At 46.5% G+C, this 15,911-nt stretch carries 10 protein-coding genes and 1 tRNA gene; 8 read left to right on the top strand and 3 right to left on the bottom strand.

From position 1 onward, the window contains the following. Positions 1-181 precede the first annotated feature (181 nt). Complete coding sequence (ccmB, locus tag HMPREF3091_RS20515; protein ID WP_004092786.1) at positions 182-841, bottom strand: heme exporter protein CcmB; 660 nt, start codon at positions 839-841, stop codon at positions 182-184. Beyond that, the gene (gene ccmA, locus HMPREF3091_RS20510; RefSeq protein ID WP_004092788.1) at positions 838-1,458 is read right to left on the bottom strand and encodes a cytochrome c biogenesis heme-transporting ATPase CcmA; all 621 of its coding nucleotides are present in this window, start codon (positions 1,456-1,458) and stop codon (positions 838-840) included. Before ccmA ends, ccmB begins: the two co-directional genes overlap by 4 nt. Positions 1,459-1,854: 396 nt before the next feature. Between ccmA and hutH the strand changes: the two genes are divergently transcribed. The 4 genes from hutH to phsC all read left to right on the top strand — a co-directional run bounded on the left by hutH (position 1,855) and on the right by phsC (position 7,211). Then, positions 1,855-3,546, top strand: a complete 1,692-nt coding sequence (hutH, locus tag HMPREF3091_RS20505; protein WP_246840038.1) for an HAL/PAL/TAL family ammonia-lyase — start codon at positions 1,855-1,857, stop codon at positions 3,544-3,546. Next, a complete protein-coding gene (locus HMPREF3091_RS20500; protein ID WP_070718635.1) occupies positions 3,539-5,116 on the top strand; it encodes a flavocytochrome c in 1,578 nt (525 codons plus the stop codon). The genes hutH and HMPREF3091_RS20500 overlap by 8 nt, the downstream gene beginning before the upstream one ends. Position 5,117: 1 nt before the next feature. Then, entirely contained in the window at positions 5,118-5,546 is a 429-nt protein-coding gene (locus HMPREF3091_RS20495; RefSeq protein ID WP_118937719.1) for a cytochrome c3 family protein, read from the top strand. A gap of 357 nt (positions 5,547-5,903) precedes the next feature. Next, entirely contained in the window at positions 5,904-7,211 is a 1,308-nt protein-coding gene (phsC, locus tag HMPREF3091_RS22395; RefSeq protein ID WP_246840037.1) for a thiosulfate reductase cytochrome B subunit, read from the top strand. 80 nt (positions 7,212-7,291) lie between these two features. Here the strand turns inward: phsC and HMPREF3091_RS20485 are convergent, their stop codons facing one another. Beyond that, the gene (locus HMPREF3091_RS20485; protein WP_246840036.1) at positions 7,292-8,743 is read right to left on the bottom strand and encodes an AAA-type ATPase lid domain-containing protein; all 1,452 of its coding nucleotides are present in this window, start codon (positions 8,741-8,743) and stop codon (positions 7,292-7,294) included. 294 nt (positions 8,744-9,037) lie between these two features. Here HMPREF3091_RS20485 and HMPREF3091_RS20480 point away from each other — a divergent pair. From HMPREF3091_RS20480 to HMPREF3091_RS20465, 4 genes are all read left to right on the top strand, one after another. Continuing rightward, a tRNA-Arg gene (locus tag HMPREF3091_RS20480) sits at positions 9,038-9,112 on the top strand. Between the two features lie 958 nt (positions 9,113-10,070). Then, the gene (locus tag HMPREF3091_RS20475; RefSeq protein ID WP_004091356.1) at positions 10,071-10,748 is read left to right on the top strand and encodes a hypothetical protein; all 678 of its coding nucleotides are present in this window, start codon (positions 10,071-10,073) and stop codon (positions 10,746-10,748) included. Positions 10,749-10,806: 58 nt separating this feature from the next. Then, positions 10,807-11,265, top strand: coding sequence for a hypothetical protein (locus HMPREF3091_RS20470; RefSeq protein ID WP_004091357.1), 459 nt, complete (start codon positions 10,807-10,809; stop codon positions 11,263-11,265). Positions 11,266-11,479: 214 nt separating this feature from the next. After that, positions 11,480-15,911, top strand: a 4,432-nt coding sequence (locus tag HMPREF3091_RS20465) for an Ig-like domain-containing protein (RefSeq protein ID WP_210403579.1), incomplete at its 3' end; no start/stop codon positions are given.

Raw genomic sequence — 15,911 nt, 5'->3', positions numbered from 1 at the left:
ACTGTTTCGACCTTGATGTCGAAACCCCATAAAAAGGCGCTGTCTTGTACTACCTGCAGGCTCTTTTCAGACAATCTATCTTATACGGTGTTACTTATTATTAACCTATTAGTCTGAGCTATATTACCGCCGACAAACAAAAAGGTTTTTCAAATCGTTGAGTTCGGTTTCATCGAACAAGTTACTGCACGCTGACACGCAGCGCTGCCGCTGCTGCAAACGGTGAAAGTGTAACGCTTCCTGCGAGCATCGCGCCTAAGATAGCGAGATATCCACCAATAGGCATACCCATCGAGGCCGCATCAATCGCAGAGGTCGCAAAAATTAAAATAGGAATATAGAGAGGAAGCACCAGCAGACTGAGTAATACTCCCCCCTTGCGTAACCCTACCGTCAGTGCCACACCTATCGATCCAATAAAACTGAGCGTTGGCGTGCCCAACAGCAGGGTTAAAGCCACGGCCCACCAGGTCGCAAAATCGAAAGAAAGTAAAAGTGCGACCAACGGAGAGAGGATCAGCAGTGGCAGGCCGGTCACTAACCAATGAGCAAATACTTTCGCGAGCACCGTTAATGCCAACGGCGACGGCGTTAACATGAGTTGTTCTAGCGTGCCGTCCAGATAGTCATCTTTAAACAGGCGCTCCAGAGACAAAAGCGCGGCTAACAATGCCGCTACCCACACAACACCCGGCGCAATACGCGCAAGCAGCTGCGGCTCGGGGCCAATGCTGAGAGGGAACAGCGTAATCACGATTAAAAAGAACCACAGCGGATTAATGATTTCAGCGCCGTTGCGAAAGGCAATTTTTAACTCACGTCGCAATACGGTGCCGATCATCGCGAAACTTCCTCGCCGCTCAAACGCAGCTTACGCATGCGATAATCCAGATCCTGATGAGTCGTCAGCAAAATAATGCCTCCCGCCTGCGTATGCTTCTCGAATAATGCGATCAGCTTTGCCACCCCAGACTTATCAATCGCGGTTAGCGGCTCATCCAAGATCCATAGTGTTGCCTTACTCAACCACAGTCGCGCTAAAGCCACTCGGCGTTGCTGTCCCGCAGAGAGCTGAGCGACGGGCACATCTTCATAGCCAATTAAATCAACCTGAGCCAAAGCATCCCAAATGGCCTCTTGATTATGTTCACCCTGCACCGCTTGATAAAACGCGAGGTTTTCAAACGGCGTCAGCACCGATTTCACACCGGCCTGATGGCCAAGGTAAATCATCTGCTGTTGGTACTCTTCACGCTGTTTACGAATAGATTTTTGCTGCCATTGAATATCGCCGCGGTCAGGCTGGGACAAACCGGCAATCATCCGTAGCAGGGTCGTTTTACCTGCTCCGTTCGGGCCTTCTATTTGTACCATTTCGCCCGCTTCCACCTGAAAACTGAGCTGGCTAAACAGCACTCGCTCGTCACGGCTACAGGCTAAAAGGGAGATATTCAACATCGAAGAAACCATTCCTAAAATCGGGGGTAACGCATCATATCATAAGCCTATAGCTGCTCGTACCCCGTAACACGAGTGATGCCTACCTACATGGAGGTAAAATTGTGGTTCAAATCAATAACTGCCCCCTCACCCTATGAGTCGCGTCTATCCCTCAAATAATTCGAGTTGCAGAAGGGCGACAAGTGAGTGATTACTCGAGTGAACCAACGCATATGCAACTTGAAGTATGACGGGGATATACATCTATCATCCCAACGAAGATTAAATCTGGCATACGTCAATTTTTATATCGATTCTTGATATTTCAAAAATCGGCACAAAAAATGCTGAGCGCAATTCAAACTTTTCTCCTGTGGTTGCCCCTTATGATTTTGCTATTCAAACAGGAGAATTATGATGAAAAAAACGGCATTAGCACTTACGTTGGCAGGTTTGTTTCTTTCACCGACCGTTTGGTCGGCCACATCAGGGATCACGTTGGATGGGCATTCACTCACGTTGGAAGACGCATGGGAAATTGCTTATTCAAACAAAGAGGTTCACATCGCCCCTGCGGCAATGAAAAGGGTTGAAGAAGCCAATCAGCTCTTAATGACGGCAGCCAGCAAAGGGATCCCCGTCTATGGTTTAACCGTCGGCGTAGGCTTAAATAAGGATAAATCGCTGTTTGATGCCCACGGTCAACTCACGCCAGAAGCCATTGCAGCCTCAAAAGCCTTCAACGTTAACGCACTGCGTGCCCATGGTGCAGGTATTGGCCCAGCGATGCCTGATGAACTGGTACGTATGGCAATGGTTATCCGTCTCAATACGTTACTCGTAGGCAGAACCGGTGCTCAACCACAGGTAGCGACCCTATATCAGCAACTGCTCAATAACCATATTACGCCCGTCGTGCCTTCACAAGGCTCGGTTGGGGAAGCTGATATCACTCTGGCCTCTCATATCGGCGATGTCATGATGGGAGAGTGGAAAGTTCACGTAAACGGTCATGAACAAGATGCAGCCAGCGCATTACAAGCCGCTGGGATTACAAAACTCGATCCTATCGGCAAAGACGCCCTCTCTATTTTATCGACCAATGCAATCTCCGCAGCATACTCCGCACAAGCGCTGCTCGCCGCTAAACAGATCATTAATGTCACTCCTGAAGTGTTTGGTTTATCTCTAGAAGGTCTGAATGGCAACGTTGCACCGTTCCTGCCACAAAGCCTTAGCGTTCATCCATTCCCTGGCGTCCAAGATACCGCCAAGGTGATGCGTGAGGTGCTGAAAGGTTCTTATCTCTGGCAGCATCAGGATGGCCGAGCATTACAAGATCCACTCTCCTACCGAACCACGGTGTTTGTTCTCAATGAGGCACATAAAGAGTGGGCTGAAGCTTATCAAATGCTGTCGATTCAGATGAACAGCTCAGACGATAACCCTGCGGTGATCGTCAACGCCGATAAATCATTAATAGAGAATAGCCAAGTTGCGCAGTACTACGTCCACGATGGCAAAGTGAATGGTGCGATCTTCCCTACGTCGAATTTCGAACCACTCCCGCTGACGCTGGCCATTCAAAACCTATCCGTTGCTATGGGTCACTTGGCACATAACAGCGTACAAAGAACCCTGCATCTTTCCGACGATCATTTCACCGGTCTAAGCCGCTTCCTCGCGGGTGAGGAGAATAATGGGCACGCTTTCGGTGCAATTCAAAAGCCGCAGGTTGCTATGCTTGCCAACATCCGCTCGCTGGTAAATCCAGTATCACTCGATGGCCAACCTATGGCTGGCAGCATTGAAGATACCTACACCAATAATTTACAGGCCTCCACTCGACTGACCCAAATTGCCGATGACATGCGCTACATCTATGGCCTTGAGCTGTTACATGCGAGTCAAGCGATCGACCTGCGCAAACACAAAAACCCAGACATCAAACTGGGCGAGCAAACAGGTAAGCTCTACAACAGCTACCGCGAAAAGGTGAAATTCGTCGATAAAGATCGCATCTTCAGCGATGACATCGAGAATTCAGCCAAACTCCTGCGACAGTATCCTGCGCTACCGTTGATCCGTGAGGGGCACAATGGATAACAAAATCAATAACTCTCGTCGTAATTTTATTACCAAAGGGACGTTGTTGACGACTGGGGCCGCTTTTGCGGCCTTTTCCGGTTCTGTCAGCGCCAGCACCGCCTCGTGTAGCAACGACAACGCTATCCGCTATCACCGTGTTTATGACGTCATTGTGGTTGGAAGTGGTTTTGCCGGATTAGCCGCCGCGCTTGAGGCTGTCAATCTCGGCCGCAGCGTATTAGTCATCGATAAAATGCCCGTTTGTGGAGGAAACTCAACGATTAACGGGGGGGCTGTCGCGGTTGCAAACTCGCCTCTGCAGCAAAAAGAGGGCATCGTTGACTCACCTGAACTCATGTACAAAGACATGTTAAAAGCAGGTCGAGGTCTCAACGACAAAGAGCAGTTAACTATTCTGGTCAATAACACAACTGCCGCCTATGAATTTACATTGAAACATGGCGTGGTTTATAAACCGTTCGTGCAACATTTTGGCGGTCACTCCGTCCCCCGAACGCTACAGACGGTCGAAAGCTCTGGTGCCGGAATTGTCATGCCATTGAAAAATTCAGCGATGAAGCTGGGAGTTATGTTCCGTACTCGCTGCAAACTGCTGGGTTTTGACCAAAATGCACAAGGGCGCGTGATTGGTATTTCAGTTCGTGATGGCTACCGCTTTCCCGACGAAACCAGCGGTGAAATTCGCCACTACGGTGCTCGTTACGGCGTCGTGATGTGCTCTGGGGGATTCTCCAACGATCTCCGCTTCAGAAAAATGCAAAACCCTCGGCTGGATGAAAAAGTGGACTCAACCAATCATCCAGGAGCCACCTCTGAGTGCCTCGTACAAATGTTACGTATCGGCGCGATTCCCGTTCAACTTGATCTGATCCAGCTTGGCCCTTGGTCATCTCCCGATGAAAAAGGCTTCGGCTATGTTTCTCAGTTCAACACCATCTCCGGCTTTCCTAACGGAATTATGGTCAATCCACGGACGGCTAAGCGCTTTACCAATGAGTTGGCCGACCGTAAAGAGCGCGAAGACGGCATTCTGGCACAGGTTGATCAGGACGGTAATCCGCTTTACCCCATCTGCTTTACCACGCTAGACGGTGCGAAGCAGGCACAAAGTTTAACTCATGCACTGCATTATAAAGTGGCTTGGCAGTTCGATACCCTACAGGAATTAGCCGATCACTTTGGCATGCCCTATGCCACGCTAAAGTCAGAAGTGGATGAATACAATGCGGCAGTTGCCCGTAAAGGAGGCGACCGCATGCATAAAGATGTCAGTCGTGCCGTTCCGTTAGATAAGGGGCCCTTTGTTGCCGTGCGGGTTTGGCCAAAAGTCCATTATGTGATGGGAGGCGTAAAAATTAACGTCAAAGCAGAGGTTTTAAACGCTGCTGATAGCACCCCGATCCCAGGACTGTATGCAGCAGGCGAAGCCACTGCGGGCTCTCACGGGGGAAGTCGATTAGGAAGTTGTGCCGTCGCAGACTGTTTGGTTTATGGCCGTATTGCCGGCGCCAGCGTAGGTGCCGCAGCGCCAAGCGATGATTTCCCAGCTACAGACAAGGATGCCTGAGATGACAAAACAACTTTTATTTTTTTTAGTGATGGTTATCAGTTGCTTGAGTCTGAACTGCGCCGCTGCCGACAACACTGCCAACAATGAAGCCCTATACCATGACAAGCTGAATAGCATGCATGCTAAGCCCTATCACCAAACGTTGGAGGCCACGGGAAAAGATAATTCATGTCAGCTATGTCACGGCACTAAAACCCCAGTATCGTCGCCGAATGACAGCAATTGCCTGAATTGTCATGGTTCTCGCGATCAGGTGGCCGCGCTAACGCTACCTGATCCAAAGGACAAAAATGCGGAGCCCAACCCGCACAACTCAATTCACTATGGCAAAGATGCTTCTTGTACCATGTGCCATAACGAACACAAACCTTCAGAGATTTATTGTAATAACTGCCATCTCTTTAAATATCCCAACATGAAACCTTAAGGGATCGCTATGACTAATTTATCTATGAAACACCAGATAAAGCGCGGTCTGCTTTTTGCGATACTCTTATTTTCACAAGTATATGCTTGGGCCGCCCCACCCGCGCTTTCCGTCACCGCCAGCCAGCAGAATCAATCATGCTTAAGCTGTCATTCCGATACTGATATTCATAGCATCGTGACATCTAAAGCACACGATAAGTTACAGCTCTCTGCCGAGGATTATCAAGAAAGTGTTCATGGTGGATTACCCTGTATTGCCTGCCATCAAAGCGCACCAAACAGCCAAGGTTTTGATGCTACGCCACACCAATTGGCGCCGCAGCAGAATACAAGCTGTGAGGGCTGCCATGCGGTAATGCTGCACGACACCATCACCGCCGAAAATGCGAGCGTGCACCAACAAAAAATAGAGCAAGGACAATTCACCTGCACGGCATGCCATGATGCGCATACCATGAGCAGCGGAGTTATCTCTAATCCTAGTAAAACGCAAATAGCCAAAAGCAATCAGACGTGCATAAACTGTCACTCAAGAGCCGGCGTTTATTCACTGCTCGCCAAAGGTAAATCTGCGACAAAACAGGATTTGGCGCATAAAATGCTGCCTTACTCAGAACAGCATTTGGCTAGCTTACGCTGCATCGACTGCCACGTTGCGGCGAACGATGAAACCTTGCACAAAATTTTACCTGCCTCTCAAGCAGTCACCTGCGAACAATGTCACAGCAATTCTGCCATACTCACCCAAAGGCAAAAAACAGATATCACACTGTTTCCCTCAACGCCTGGAAGCTTATTAGGGAAAGGATTATTTGATGACAGCCAATTACAGAAGAAACTAGCAAGCCTACCTGTAACGGGTGAAAAAACAGAACAGGTGCAAACGGTTAAAGGTACACTCTTTAGTAATACTTATATGATTGGCAGTAATGGCAGCAATCATTGGGATAAACTTTATGTTTATGCACTGATGGCATTCATTGGGTTATTGATCTGCCATGGCGTTGGTCGAGTTATCAGCAACAAATTGTTGAAGCGCTCACACGAGAATGCCAGTGAAGATAAAATATATCTTTATACTTTATTAGTCAGATGTTGGCATTGGCTTAATGCGCTGTGCTGTATCACGCTGCTCGTCAGCGGTATCGCCTTGCATTTTGTGACTCAACGATTCGCTACATGGGTAAATATTCACAATATTGCAGGGCTCACACTCTGTGCTATTTGGGTCTTATTCATCATTGCCGCTCTTTCAGGTAACGGTCACCATTATCTCGTTCGTTGGCGGGGAATTTCAGCAAGGCTTTACCGACAAACTCGCTATTATCTCGTCGGTATTTTCCGAGGCGAACCGCATCCTGAGCATCCAAGCCAGCAGAGCAAATTTAATATCCTGCAGCAGCTTGGATACATAGGCATTATGTTTGCGCTTGTACCATTGCTCATTGTCAGCGGGCTGTTGATGCTTTTCCCTGAGTACTCACCGACTAAGATATTTGGTTGGCCAGGAAAACAGATTATTGCCTACCTGCATTATGCTCTTGCATTAATCATGCTGATGTTTGTGATAGTTCACCTTTACCTTTGTACCACGGGCGATTCATTAGGTGCATTGATTAAAGGAATGATTGATGGTTTTCATCGTAGTAAAAAGATGAAATAACCCAAACAGAAGCGCAGAGTGTAAACCTTAAAAAAGTCAAAGAGTTCGCTCTTTGACTTTTTATTTTCCTGAAATTAGCTTTAGCGAGCTGAGATCCTCAGTTTTTTTATCTTGCTATACAACGTATTACTATTAATGCCTAGAATCTGCGCCGCGCCATTTTTACCTGAAATCTTCCCATTGGCTTGACGTAGCGCCTTCATAATATGCTCACGCATCGCATCCTCTAGAGGTAAAAGCCCTCCCTGAGCTTTTATTTTAGGCAAATCGCATATCAACTCTCCACCAGGGAATGAGATGTTTGAATTCTCAATCACATGAATTAGCTCGCTGATATTTCCAGGCCATTGATAGTCCCACAGCATTTTTTTCGTTTCTGGACTAAATATCGGAATTTTGTTTGCACCGCGGTGAGTTAGCTTCAATGACAGGTAGTGCGTTAGCAGTAACGGGATGTCTTGATGTCGATATCGTAAAGGAGGAAGGGTGATCTCTAAGCAGAGAATATGGTGATGATACTGGCTGGATAAATAATCAAGATGTAATGCTTCACTGTATCGCTCAGTTTGAATAGAGATGGTCTTAACATGACAAACACCGGGATAACGACTCATCAACTCTAGCACCATCATTTGCCAACGCTTCGGCAGAGAAAATAATTCGTAGACCAGTAAGGTTCCACCATGTAATGGCAAAAAATACTTAATATCTGGCATATCTTCCCAATTAATGTCGATACATTTTTTTGTGTTATCGTTCGATGATATATAGATTAACTGGTGATTTCTCACATCGAGAATACCATAAAAACCCTTTTCGTCGGCGGCTTCGCGTATGTATGACGCAATACTTTTTTTTCCTACGCCATTTTCACCAAAAATCAAAATTGGCGATTGACTACATGCCAGTATTTTCAACGATGAATAAAGCTTCGATAATTCGACATTACTTGGACTAACGATGAACCGCTCATCAGCGTGTGAAAACGTTGAAGGTATGCAAGAGGGAGGCGCTGAATATTTAGCCCGAGGCTCTAAAAGGTTATGCTGCAAAAGAGTAATAAATGAAAGTAACGAAAACTCACCACGAACCCCCTCAATCAAGGCAACATGCTCCGCAGTATAAGCTTGAGGCTGATAGCTAAAAAAACCAACGGCCCCCAAACGAATACCATCCAGCGACATTCTCATAAGAATGATTGACTTAATATTTCTAAATCCCCTTCCTACGACATATTCGGTTAATAAATCCTGCTTCAGATCATTAATGAGTTGAATTTCAATATTCTGATTTTTCTCAAACTGCTCGGCAATATACTCGGGTATTGGAATCAAATCACGCTTAAGCCGCGCCGCTTTATGAGAAGACAATGCAATAAACTGTATACTGCGAATATCATGTCGGTAATAATTCAGGAAAATGCCATCACAGCTAAAACCTTCCGGAATGGCATGAATACACGCCTGCATTGACTTCTCAATATGAGCACTGCTACACAAAGCTGTATGTAAGAATGATATAGCGCTATCCATAGGCCACCTAACTCACGTCAACATTCTATAAATTAATCTAATGATTTTTTTGTTATTTAACAGGGTATTATGAATAATATTGACTCATCTTTCTTTACCCTAGGTCAAAAATTACGCACCTCTTCTTAAAATGGCGTAATAACGACAGACACGGTGTATCGGTAGCATTTCCAGTCTGCACGCTGGCAAAATCAGTATGTTTTCCCAGCAAATAAACATTAACGCCGATAAAACGAGCAATCAGTAAGATTAGTTCTTATCCTATTGATAAAAATGCGTATAATAGCTGCCGTTGTCCTCTTAGTTAAATGGATATAACGAGCCCCTCCTAAGGGCTAGTTGCAGGTTCGATTCCTGCAGGGGACACCATTCTGAGTTTTATCCCTCTTTGAAGCCCCACCATCTCGTCAACGCCAAAACTCAAACCACGTAACCTACGTTGATTCATTACAAAGCGTGTACTTTCGCTAGAGATTCCATCAAAGAATAACTCGCAAATAGAGCTATAAAGCTATGTATTCATCATAAGCATTCACCCTACTTTCAGACCGTAGCTCCCTCCCCCCCATGTACAATCATTCTTCCAACAGCAACACTTCCTCAGCAACAACCCATTCCATTGAACTTATCGACTTCGCCCACTCTCTCCCCTATACGCAAAGCAGTGCAGGTAATACATCCATCGTCTCCGTATTTGAAACCCAATCAGCTCTATTTTTATCACCGCCCCCTCCTTTATAACGCTCTCCATAACTGACAAAACATGACCTCCATGGACGGAAATCACCACTCCCTCACTTATAAAAACAAAACATAACACCAATAAACAAAATATTATCAGATCATTAAACTATAAATTTAAATTTTATAGTTATAAATACCAATTATGTCTATGCCGCCAGTATACTTTATTCAACAAAATCGCCGCCTATGATGATAGAAACGATATCGGTTCTGACTTCCTAATAAAAAAGCAGTACAGACGAACAATATGGGAATAAGAAGGCATGGCAACGTTAATTATTTATTCCGAGAACTAAAAAAATAACAGTCAAGCAACGGCAAATTAATGCTGTCTTTCAGTATTAAAACATCAGGCTAAGCCAGATTTACAGCCTTGAAAAGATAGCAAGCTAATAATCATTAGAGTATCTAGCACGTTAAAGAGAAATGTCAGCATGACTCTATTTGAGTTGAACTTTCATCTATAGCAGGTGGTGCCATGAGTAAAAATCAGATTCAGGCCCGTAGATATAGAGCTGATACAAGGTTATTTCTATCGCCAACCTATATAGGTTCAACGTTTGATTTTGGATAAAAATATAAAATGCTCATCAATAATGAAAAACGAAACAGAAAAGTTTCAATCATCACAGATAACGAATACCTGAAATTAGGCTTGCTTTCTATACTTAGTGAGCTAGATCCCAAAAGCTTTGTAGGAAATGCTATTTTTATTGACGTTGATAGTTTGAAGTTGATGTCAGACTTTGGCACTTTGCTAAAAAATGCCTATGCCAATCGAGCCTCCGTGATTCTTATCTGCTCGGGGGGAGATATGTCGATGGTATTGGAGCGACTTCCTCACATCGATATTAACGAAAAACTCGCTCTATGGCCTCGAGATATCACGACTTTGCTTAGATCAAATCTGACCTATTATTTCATTAAGGAGTTTAATGATCTGATCTGTGTCAAAAAGCTCGGGGCAATGAAAATGGCCATCATTCTTATGGTCAATAAAGGATGGACATTTAGCCTTATCGCCAGAACGTTGAAGATCTCACATAAAACGCTTTATCGCTACACCGGGGGATTGGTTTCTTATTTTAATGTGAAAAACATTAATTTTTTATTTTATTTTCTTAGGTCACGTTTTCCACCGTCCTATTTTGACTCCCGTTTAACTGACTATTCGCCAAGAGCACCGCTACTGTCTTTTGTAGCCGGAAAGGTTTTGGCTAAAGGTCAAACAAGAATAACAACGCAGTTAACTCAGCCGTAGCCCATACAGGCACATTTAATAATGATTTTTTCATGATGTAATTAAGGAGCTAGTTTATATGAACATGGGTTCATCAAAGTTTTTGGTCTTGGGATCAATCTGTCTGCTGGCGGCATGCTCATCCCAGCCAGCAAAGAAGCCTCAGGGCAATAACCATACAACGGCTGCAGCAACTACTGGATATCAAAATACTAGTACTCCTGCAGATAACTATATTGCAAAACGTACTGCAACGCTAACAGGTATAACACTCGCCTCCACAAACAATACCTGTGTCGACCATTTTAATTTTTTAAGAGAAGCGCAGTCTAATCAATATCAGAAATACACTAAAGACTATGGTGACATTGGTAAAGGATACCGCTTTTTAAATGTAAACAAGAACATCATGGATAACGATGCAAAAGAAGTTTACACCATGATGCTTGAAATGAAATTAGACACACTGTGCTCAAAAGTCCAATACACCGGATACTCAGTCGTTAAAGGTAAAATAAAAGAACTCTCTAGCATTTAATTACACATTTAAGCTATTTCAAGCCAGAGCCCCTTCTTTTATGAAGATGGGCTCTTTGTGTATTTCATAAAATTTTACATTGGTATTCGTTATGAGAAAAATAATTTCACCAAGAGGTATGAAAATAACCTCATGGGGGATAATCATTATTCAAGCTCTTACACCATTGTTAATGTCAGTCAGTTCTGTAGCCAGAGCAAATGAATATAGCAAGATGGAAGAGACTATTTTGGGGATGCAATCGGTTGTAGAGGGAAGTGCTCCGACAGAGAGCCCCTCTTCGCCTTTATTACCTCCGAAAAAACAACAGGCCCCCACATTAATATCAACACCTGAGTTCCAATCTCATATTAATCCCGAGAACGCGGCCTCTGCCCTCCCTACCGGAGATTCAACACCTAATTTGCCTTCCCTTGGTAGCGAGTCTATTTCATCTTCGTCAGCAAACGAACCAGCGGTTGATCTCACTGGTAACGCGATGCAGGCAGGACAAATTTTATCGAGCGATAATGTCACCAACGCATCTATTAATTATGCAAAAAGCATTGGTGAAGGATTAATTAACCAGCAGATTAATGACTGGTTGAATCAGAAAGGCACCGCACGTTTCAGCGCGGGTTCTGATCAAAAAATTTCTGGTGATTTGTTACTCCCTATTATAGGCAACACGGATAGTCTATTCTTCACGCAGCTCGGCCTGCATAGTAATGAAGATAGAAATACGGCCAACGTTGGTGTTGGCTATCGCCAATATATCGACGATTGGATGTATGGCATCAACACCTTTTATGATTACGACTATACGGGCAAAAATGCGCGTTTAGGCGTCGGTGGTGAAGCTTGGACGGATTATCTAAAACTGGCGGTGAATGGCTACTACGGCCTAACCGACTGGCATCAGTCCCGCCTGTCTGCCATGAAAGACTATGATGAACGCCCTGCCAATGGGTTTGACCTGCGTGCTGAGGCTTATCTACCGTCATATCCTCAATTAGGCGCCAACCTTAAATATGAACAGTATTTTGGTAAAGGTATCGATCTGGGCACCGGCACACATCCTGACGACTTAAAGGATAATCCAAAAGCACTGACCTTCGGCTTAAACTATACGCCAATCCCACTGGTTACCCTGAAAGGTGAGCACTCCGTGGGTGATAAAGATGACAGTCGCATTGGGATAGATGTTAATTATCGCTTTGGTGTACCTTGGGCTCGACAGATCAGCGCCGATTCCGTTGATGCGTTGCGCAGCCTGATGGGCAGCATGTACGAGTTCGTCGATCGTAACTATGAAATCGTGATGCAATACCGTAAGCAGGATCTGCTGCGAATCTCATTGCCAAACACCGTCACCGCCAAAGCCGCAGAAACCATAACGCTACCGCTCACCGTATCTAAAGCCAAGTATGGTCTGAAGGACGTCGAATGGACGGCTTCTGCAGAATTTCTTGCTAACGGTGGTACATTCCGCGAGCTGTCGCTCACCCAGTTAGAAGTCACTTTACCGCCATACGTGTACACCAAACGCGCTAACGCCGCGCAGGAATACGTCATTAAAGCGGTTGGCGTCGACAACAACGGTAATAATTCCAATACCGCAGCGACGACTATCAAAGTTGAACCCTCTAAAAATATCATCAGCGATTTAACGATCACGCCATCAGGCTCAGTACCGGCTAACGACGCTGATTATTTCACCGTGACAGCCTCGGTGCTTGATGAACATAGCCAGCCGATGACGGCACAGCCTATCAAGTTTGATATTGATAACATGAAAGGCGCAGATGGTCGTTCAGCAGCAACGTTATTTAAAGATGGCGACACCAACAGCCAGACGCTGACGGTTAACACCGATAGCCGAGGTAAAGCCACGGTTTACGTTCGTAGTAAACTGGCTAAGCAAGGTGTGATTACCGCCACAATGAACAACGGCAACTATAAATCAGGCCAGGTTGACTTTATTGCTGATGCCGCTACAGCACAAATCAGCGCGCTGGATATCATCAAAAACAAGGCACTCGCAGATGGGCAAAGCTCAAACAAACTGCAAGTGACCGTAAAAGATATCAATGGCAACCCACTCGCCAATTCACAGGTTGATTTGAGCGCCACAAACGGTGCAACTATCGTCAATGGTTCAACGGTGATGACTGATGCCGAGGGTCAGGCCATTCTGTTAGTGACCAATACCACCATTGGTGATAGCACAATCACGGCACGCATCAACGGAAGTTCTAAAACTCAGGTTGTGACCTTCGTTGCAGATAAATCGACATCAACCATTACCCAAGGCAATCTCACCGCAACGCAGGATGCCGTCGCAAACGGAACGGATACTAACCTAGTCACAGCAAAAGTTACCGACGCCAACGCGAACACGGTCTCCGATGTCACGGTTCATTTTACCGTCAGCAACGGTGCCAAAATTATCACCGTTAAAGGCGTGACCGGCGATGACGGCCTTGCAACCGCCAAAGTGACAAGCCTCAAGGCGGATACCTACACCGTTACCGCTCGGATTCAGGAATCAGGAAACAGCGCTCAGACCAACACGCGCTTCATTCCCGATAGTTCAACAGCAACTATCACTGCTAGCAATCTGACCATCAATCCAAATGGTGCTCTGGCTGACGGCGTTGATATCGATGCGGTTGAAGCTATTGTGACCGATGCCAACGGCAACCTCGTCCCCAACGCCAGCGTTAACTTTGTGGTTGCAACCGGTGCCACGATTACCACCGTAATCGGAACCACGGGTGCAGATGGCAAAGCGACAGCATCGGTGACGAGTACAACTGCGGGCAAATATAAGGTTACAGCAACCGTCAGCGGCCGTTCAGCCAGCAAAGACGCCGTATTTGTTGCTGATAATGGTACTGCGACCATCATTGCAGGAAATCTGAAGGTCACTGCTGATAACGCCTTAGCCAATGGGACCGCAACCAATGCTGTCCAAGCTAAAGTCACGGATGCCAACGGTAACGTGGTGCCTAATGTGGCAGTAAGCTTTAGCGCCAATAACGGTGCAACCGTCACTATGGCGTCAGCGCTCACTAATGAAAGTGGCCTTGCTACGACAACGTTGAGTAACACCACATCAGGGGTCACCAACGTCGTTGCGGCTATTAACGGCACCAGCCAGAACGTGAATACTAACTTCACTCCTGATGGCTCAACGTCAACGATCGTCAAAGGCGATTTACAGGTCACCAAAAACGATGCCACAGCCGATGGGAGCGATACTAACGCCGTTCAAGCCAAGGTTACCGATGCCAACGGCAACGTAGTACCGAATGCCACCGTCACCTTCAGCGCTAACCACGGCGCGACAGTGACCACTGAATCAGTCACAACCAACCCACAAGGACTTGCCAGCACCACGTTAACCAACACGCAATCGGGTACGACACAGGTTACGGCAACCGTTAACAGTCATAGTCAGCAAGTGGACACTAACTTTGTCGCGGATGGCTCAACGGCAACCATCACCAAAGCTAACCTCGTTGTGACTTCTGATAGCGCTAAGGCAGATGGCCATGCAACCAACGCGGTTCAAGCTAAAGTCACCGATGCCAACGGCAACCTAGTCCCTAATGCAGTCGTCAGTTTCACCGCAGATAATGGCGCAACGATCGCCAACGCGTCAGTAACAACGGGTTCCGATGGCTTAGCGAGCACAACGTTGACCAATACCCAAACAGGGATAGCCAAGGTCACAGCCACCGTTAATGGCCATAGCCAAACCGTAGACACCACCTTTGTGGCCGACGGCGGCACGGCAACGATTGTGAACGGTGATTTAACGATCACCACCGACGGGGCCAAAGCTAACGGCACAGATACCAACGCCGTTCAAGCCAAGGTCACCGATGCTAACGGTAACGTTGTTCCGAATGTCACGGTAAGTTTTACCGCAGATAATGGGGCCGTTATCGCCATAGCATCAGCCACCACCAACTCGCAGGGGTTAGCAACGACTAAACTAACTAACGTCACCGCTGGCACCAGCAAAGTCACCGCTACCATTAACGATAGCAGCCAAACCGTCGACACCACCTTTGTGGCTGATGACAGTACGGCGACCATTATCAATGGAGCTCTGACGGTCACAACCGACAACGCCGAAGCCAACGGCACTGCAACCAACGCCGTTCAGGCCAAGGTGACCGATGCTAACGGTAACGTGGTGCCTAATGTGGCGGTCACCTTCGCCGCGAATAACGGTGCTACGATCACCAACGCGTCGGCTAACACCGATGAAAATGGCGTAGCCACTACCACGCTGACCAACATCACATCCGGTATCAGTAAGGTCACCGCCACCATTAACGGTCACAGCCAAACCGTCGACACTACCTTTGTGGCTGACGGCGGCACGGCAACGATTGTGAACGGTGATTTAACGATCACCATTGATCACGCGGTTGCTAACGGCACGGACACCAACGCCGTTCAGGCCAAGGTGACCGATGCTAACGGCAACGTGGTGCCTAGTGTGGCGGTTACCTTCACCGCAAACAACGGTGCTACGATCACCAACGCGTCAGCCAACACCAATGAAAATGGCATAGCGACCACCACGTTGACCAACATCACGGCCGGTATCAGTAAAGTCACCGCCACCGTTAATGGTCACAGCCAAACCG

The organism is Hafnia sp. HMSC23F03 (genome assembly GCF_001816025.1).
In the GTDB taxonomy this organism is placed as follows: domain Bacteria; phylum Pseudomonadota; class Gammaproteobacteria; order Enterobacterales; family Enterobacteriaceae; genus Hafnia; species Hafnia paralvei.
This window is presented reverse-complemented; position numbering and strand designations above follow the sequence as displayed.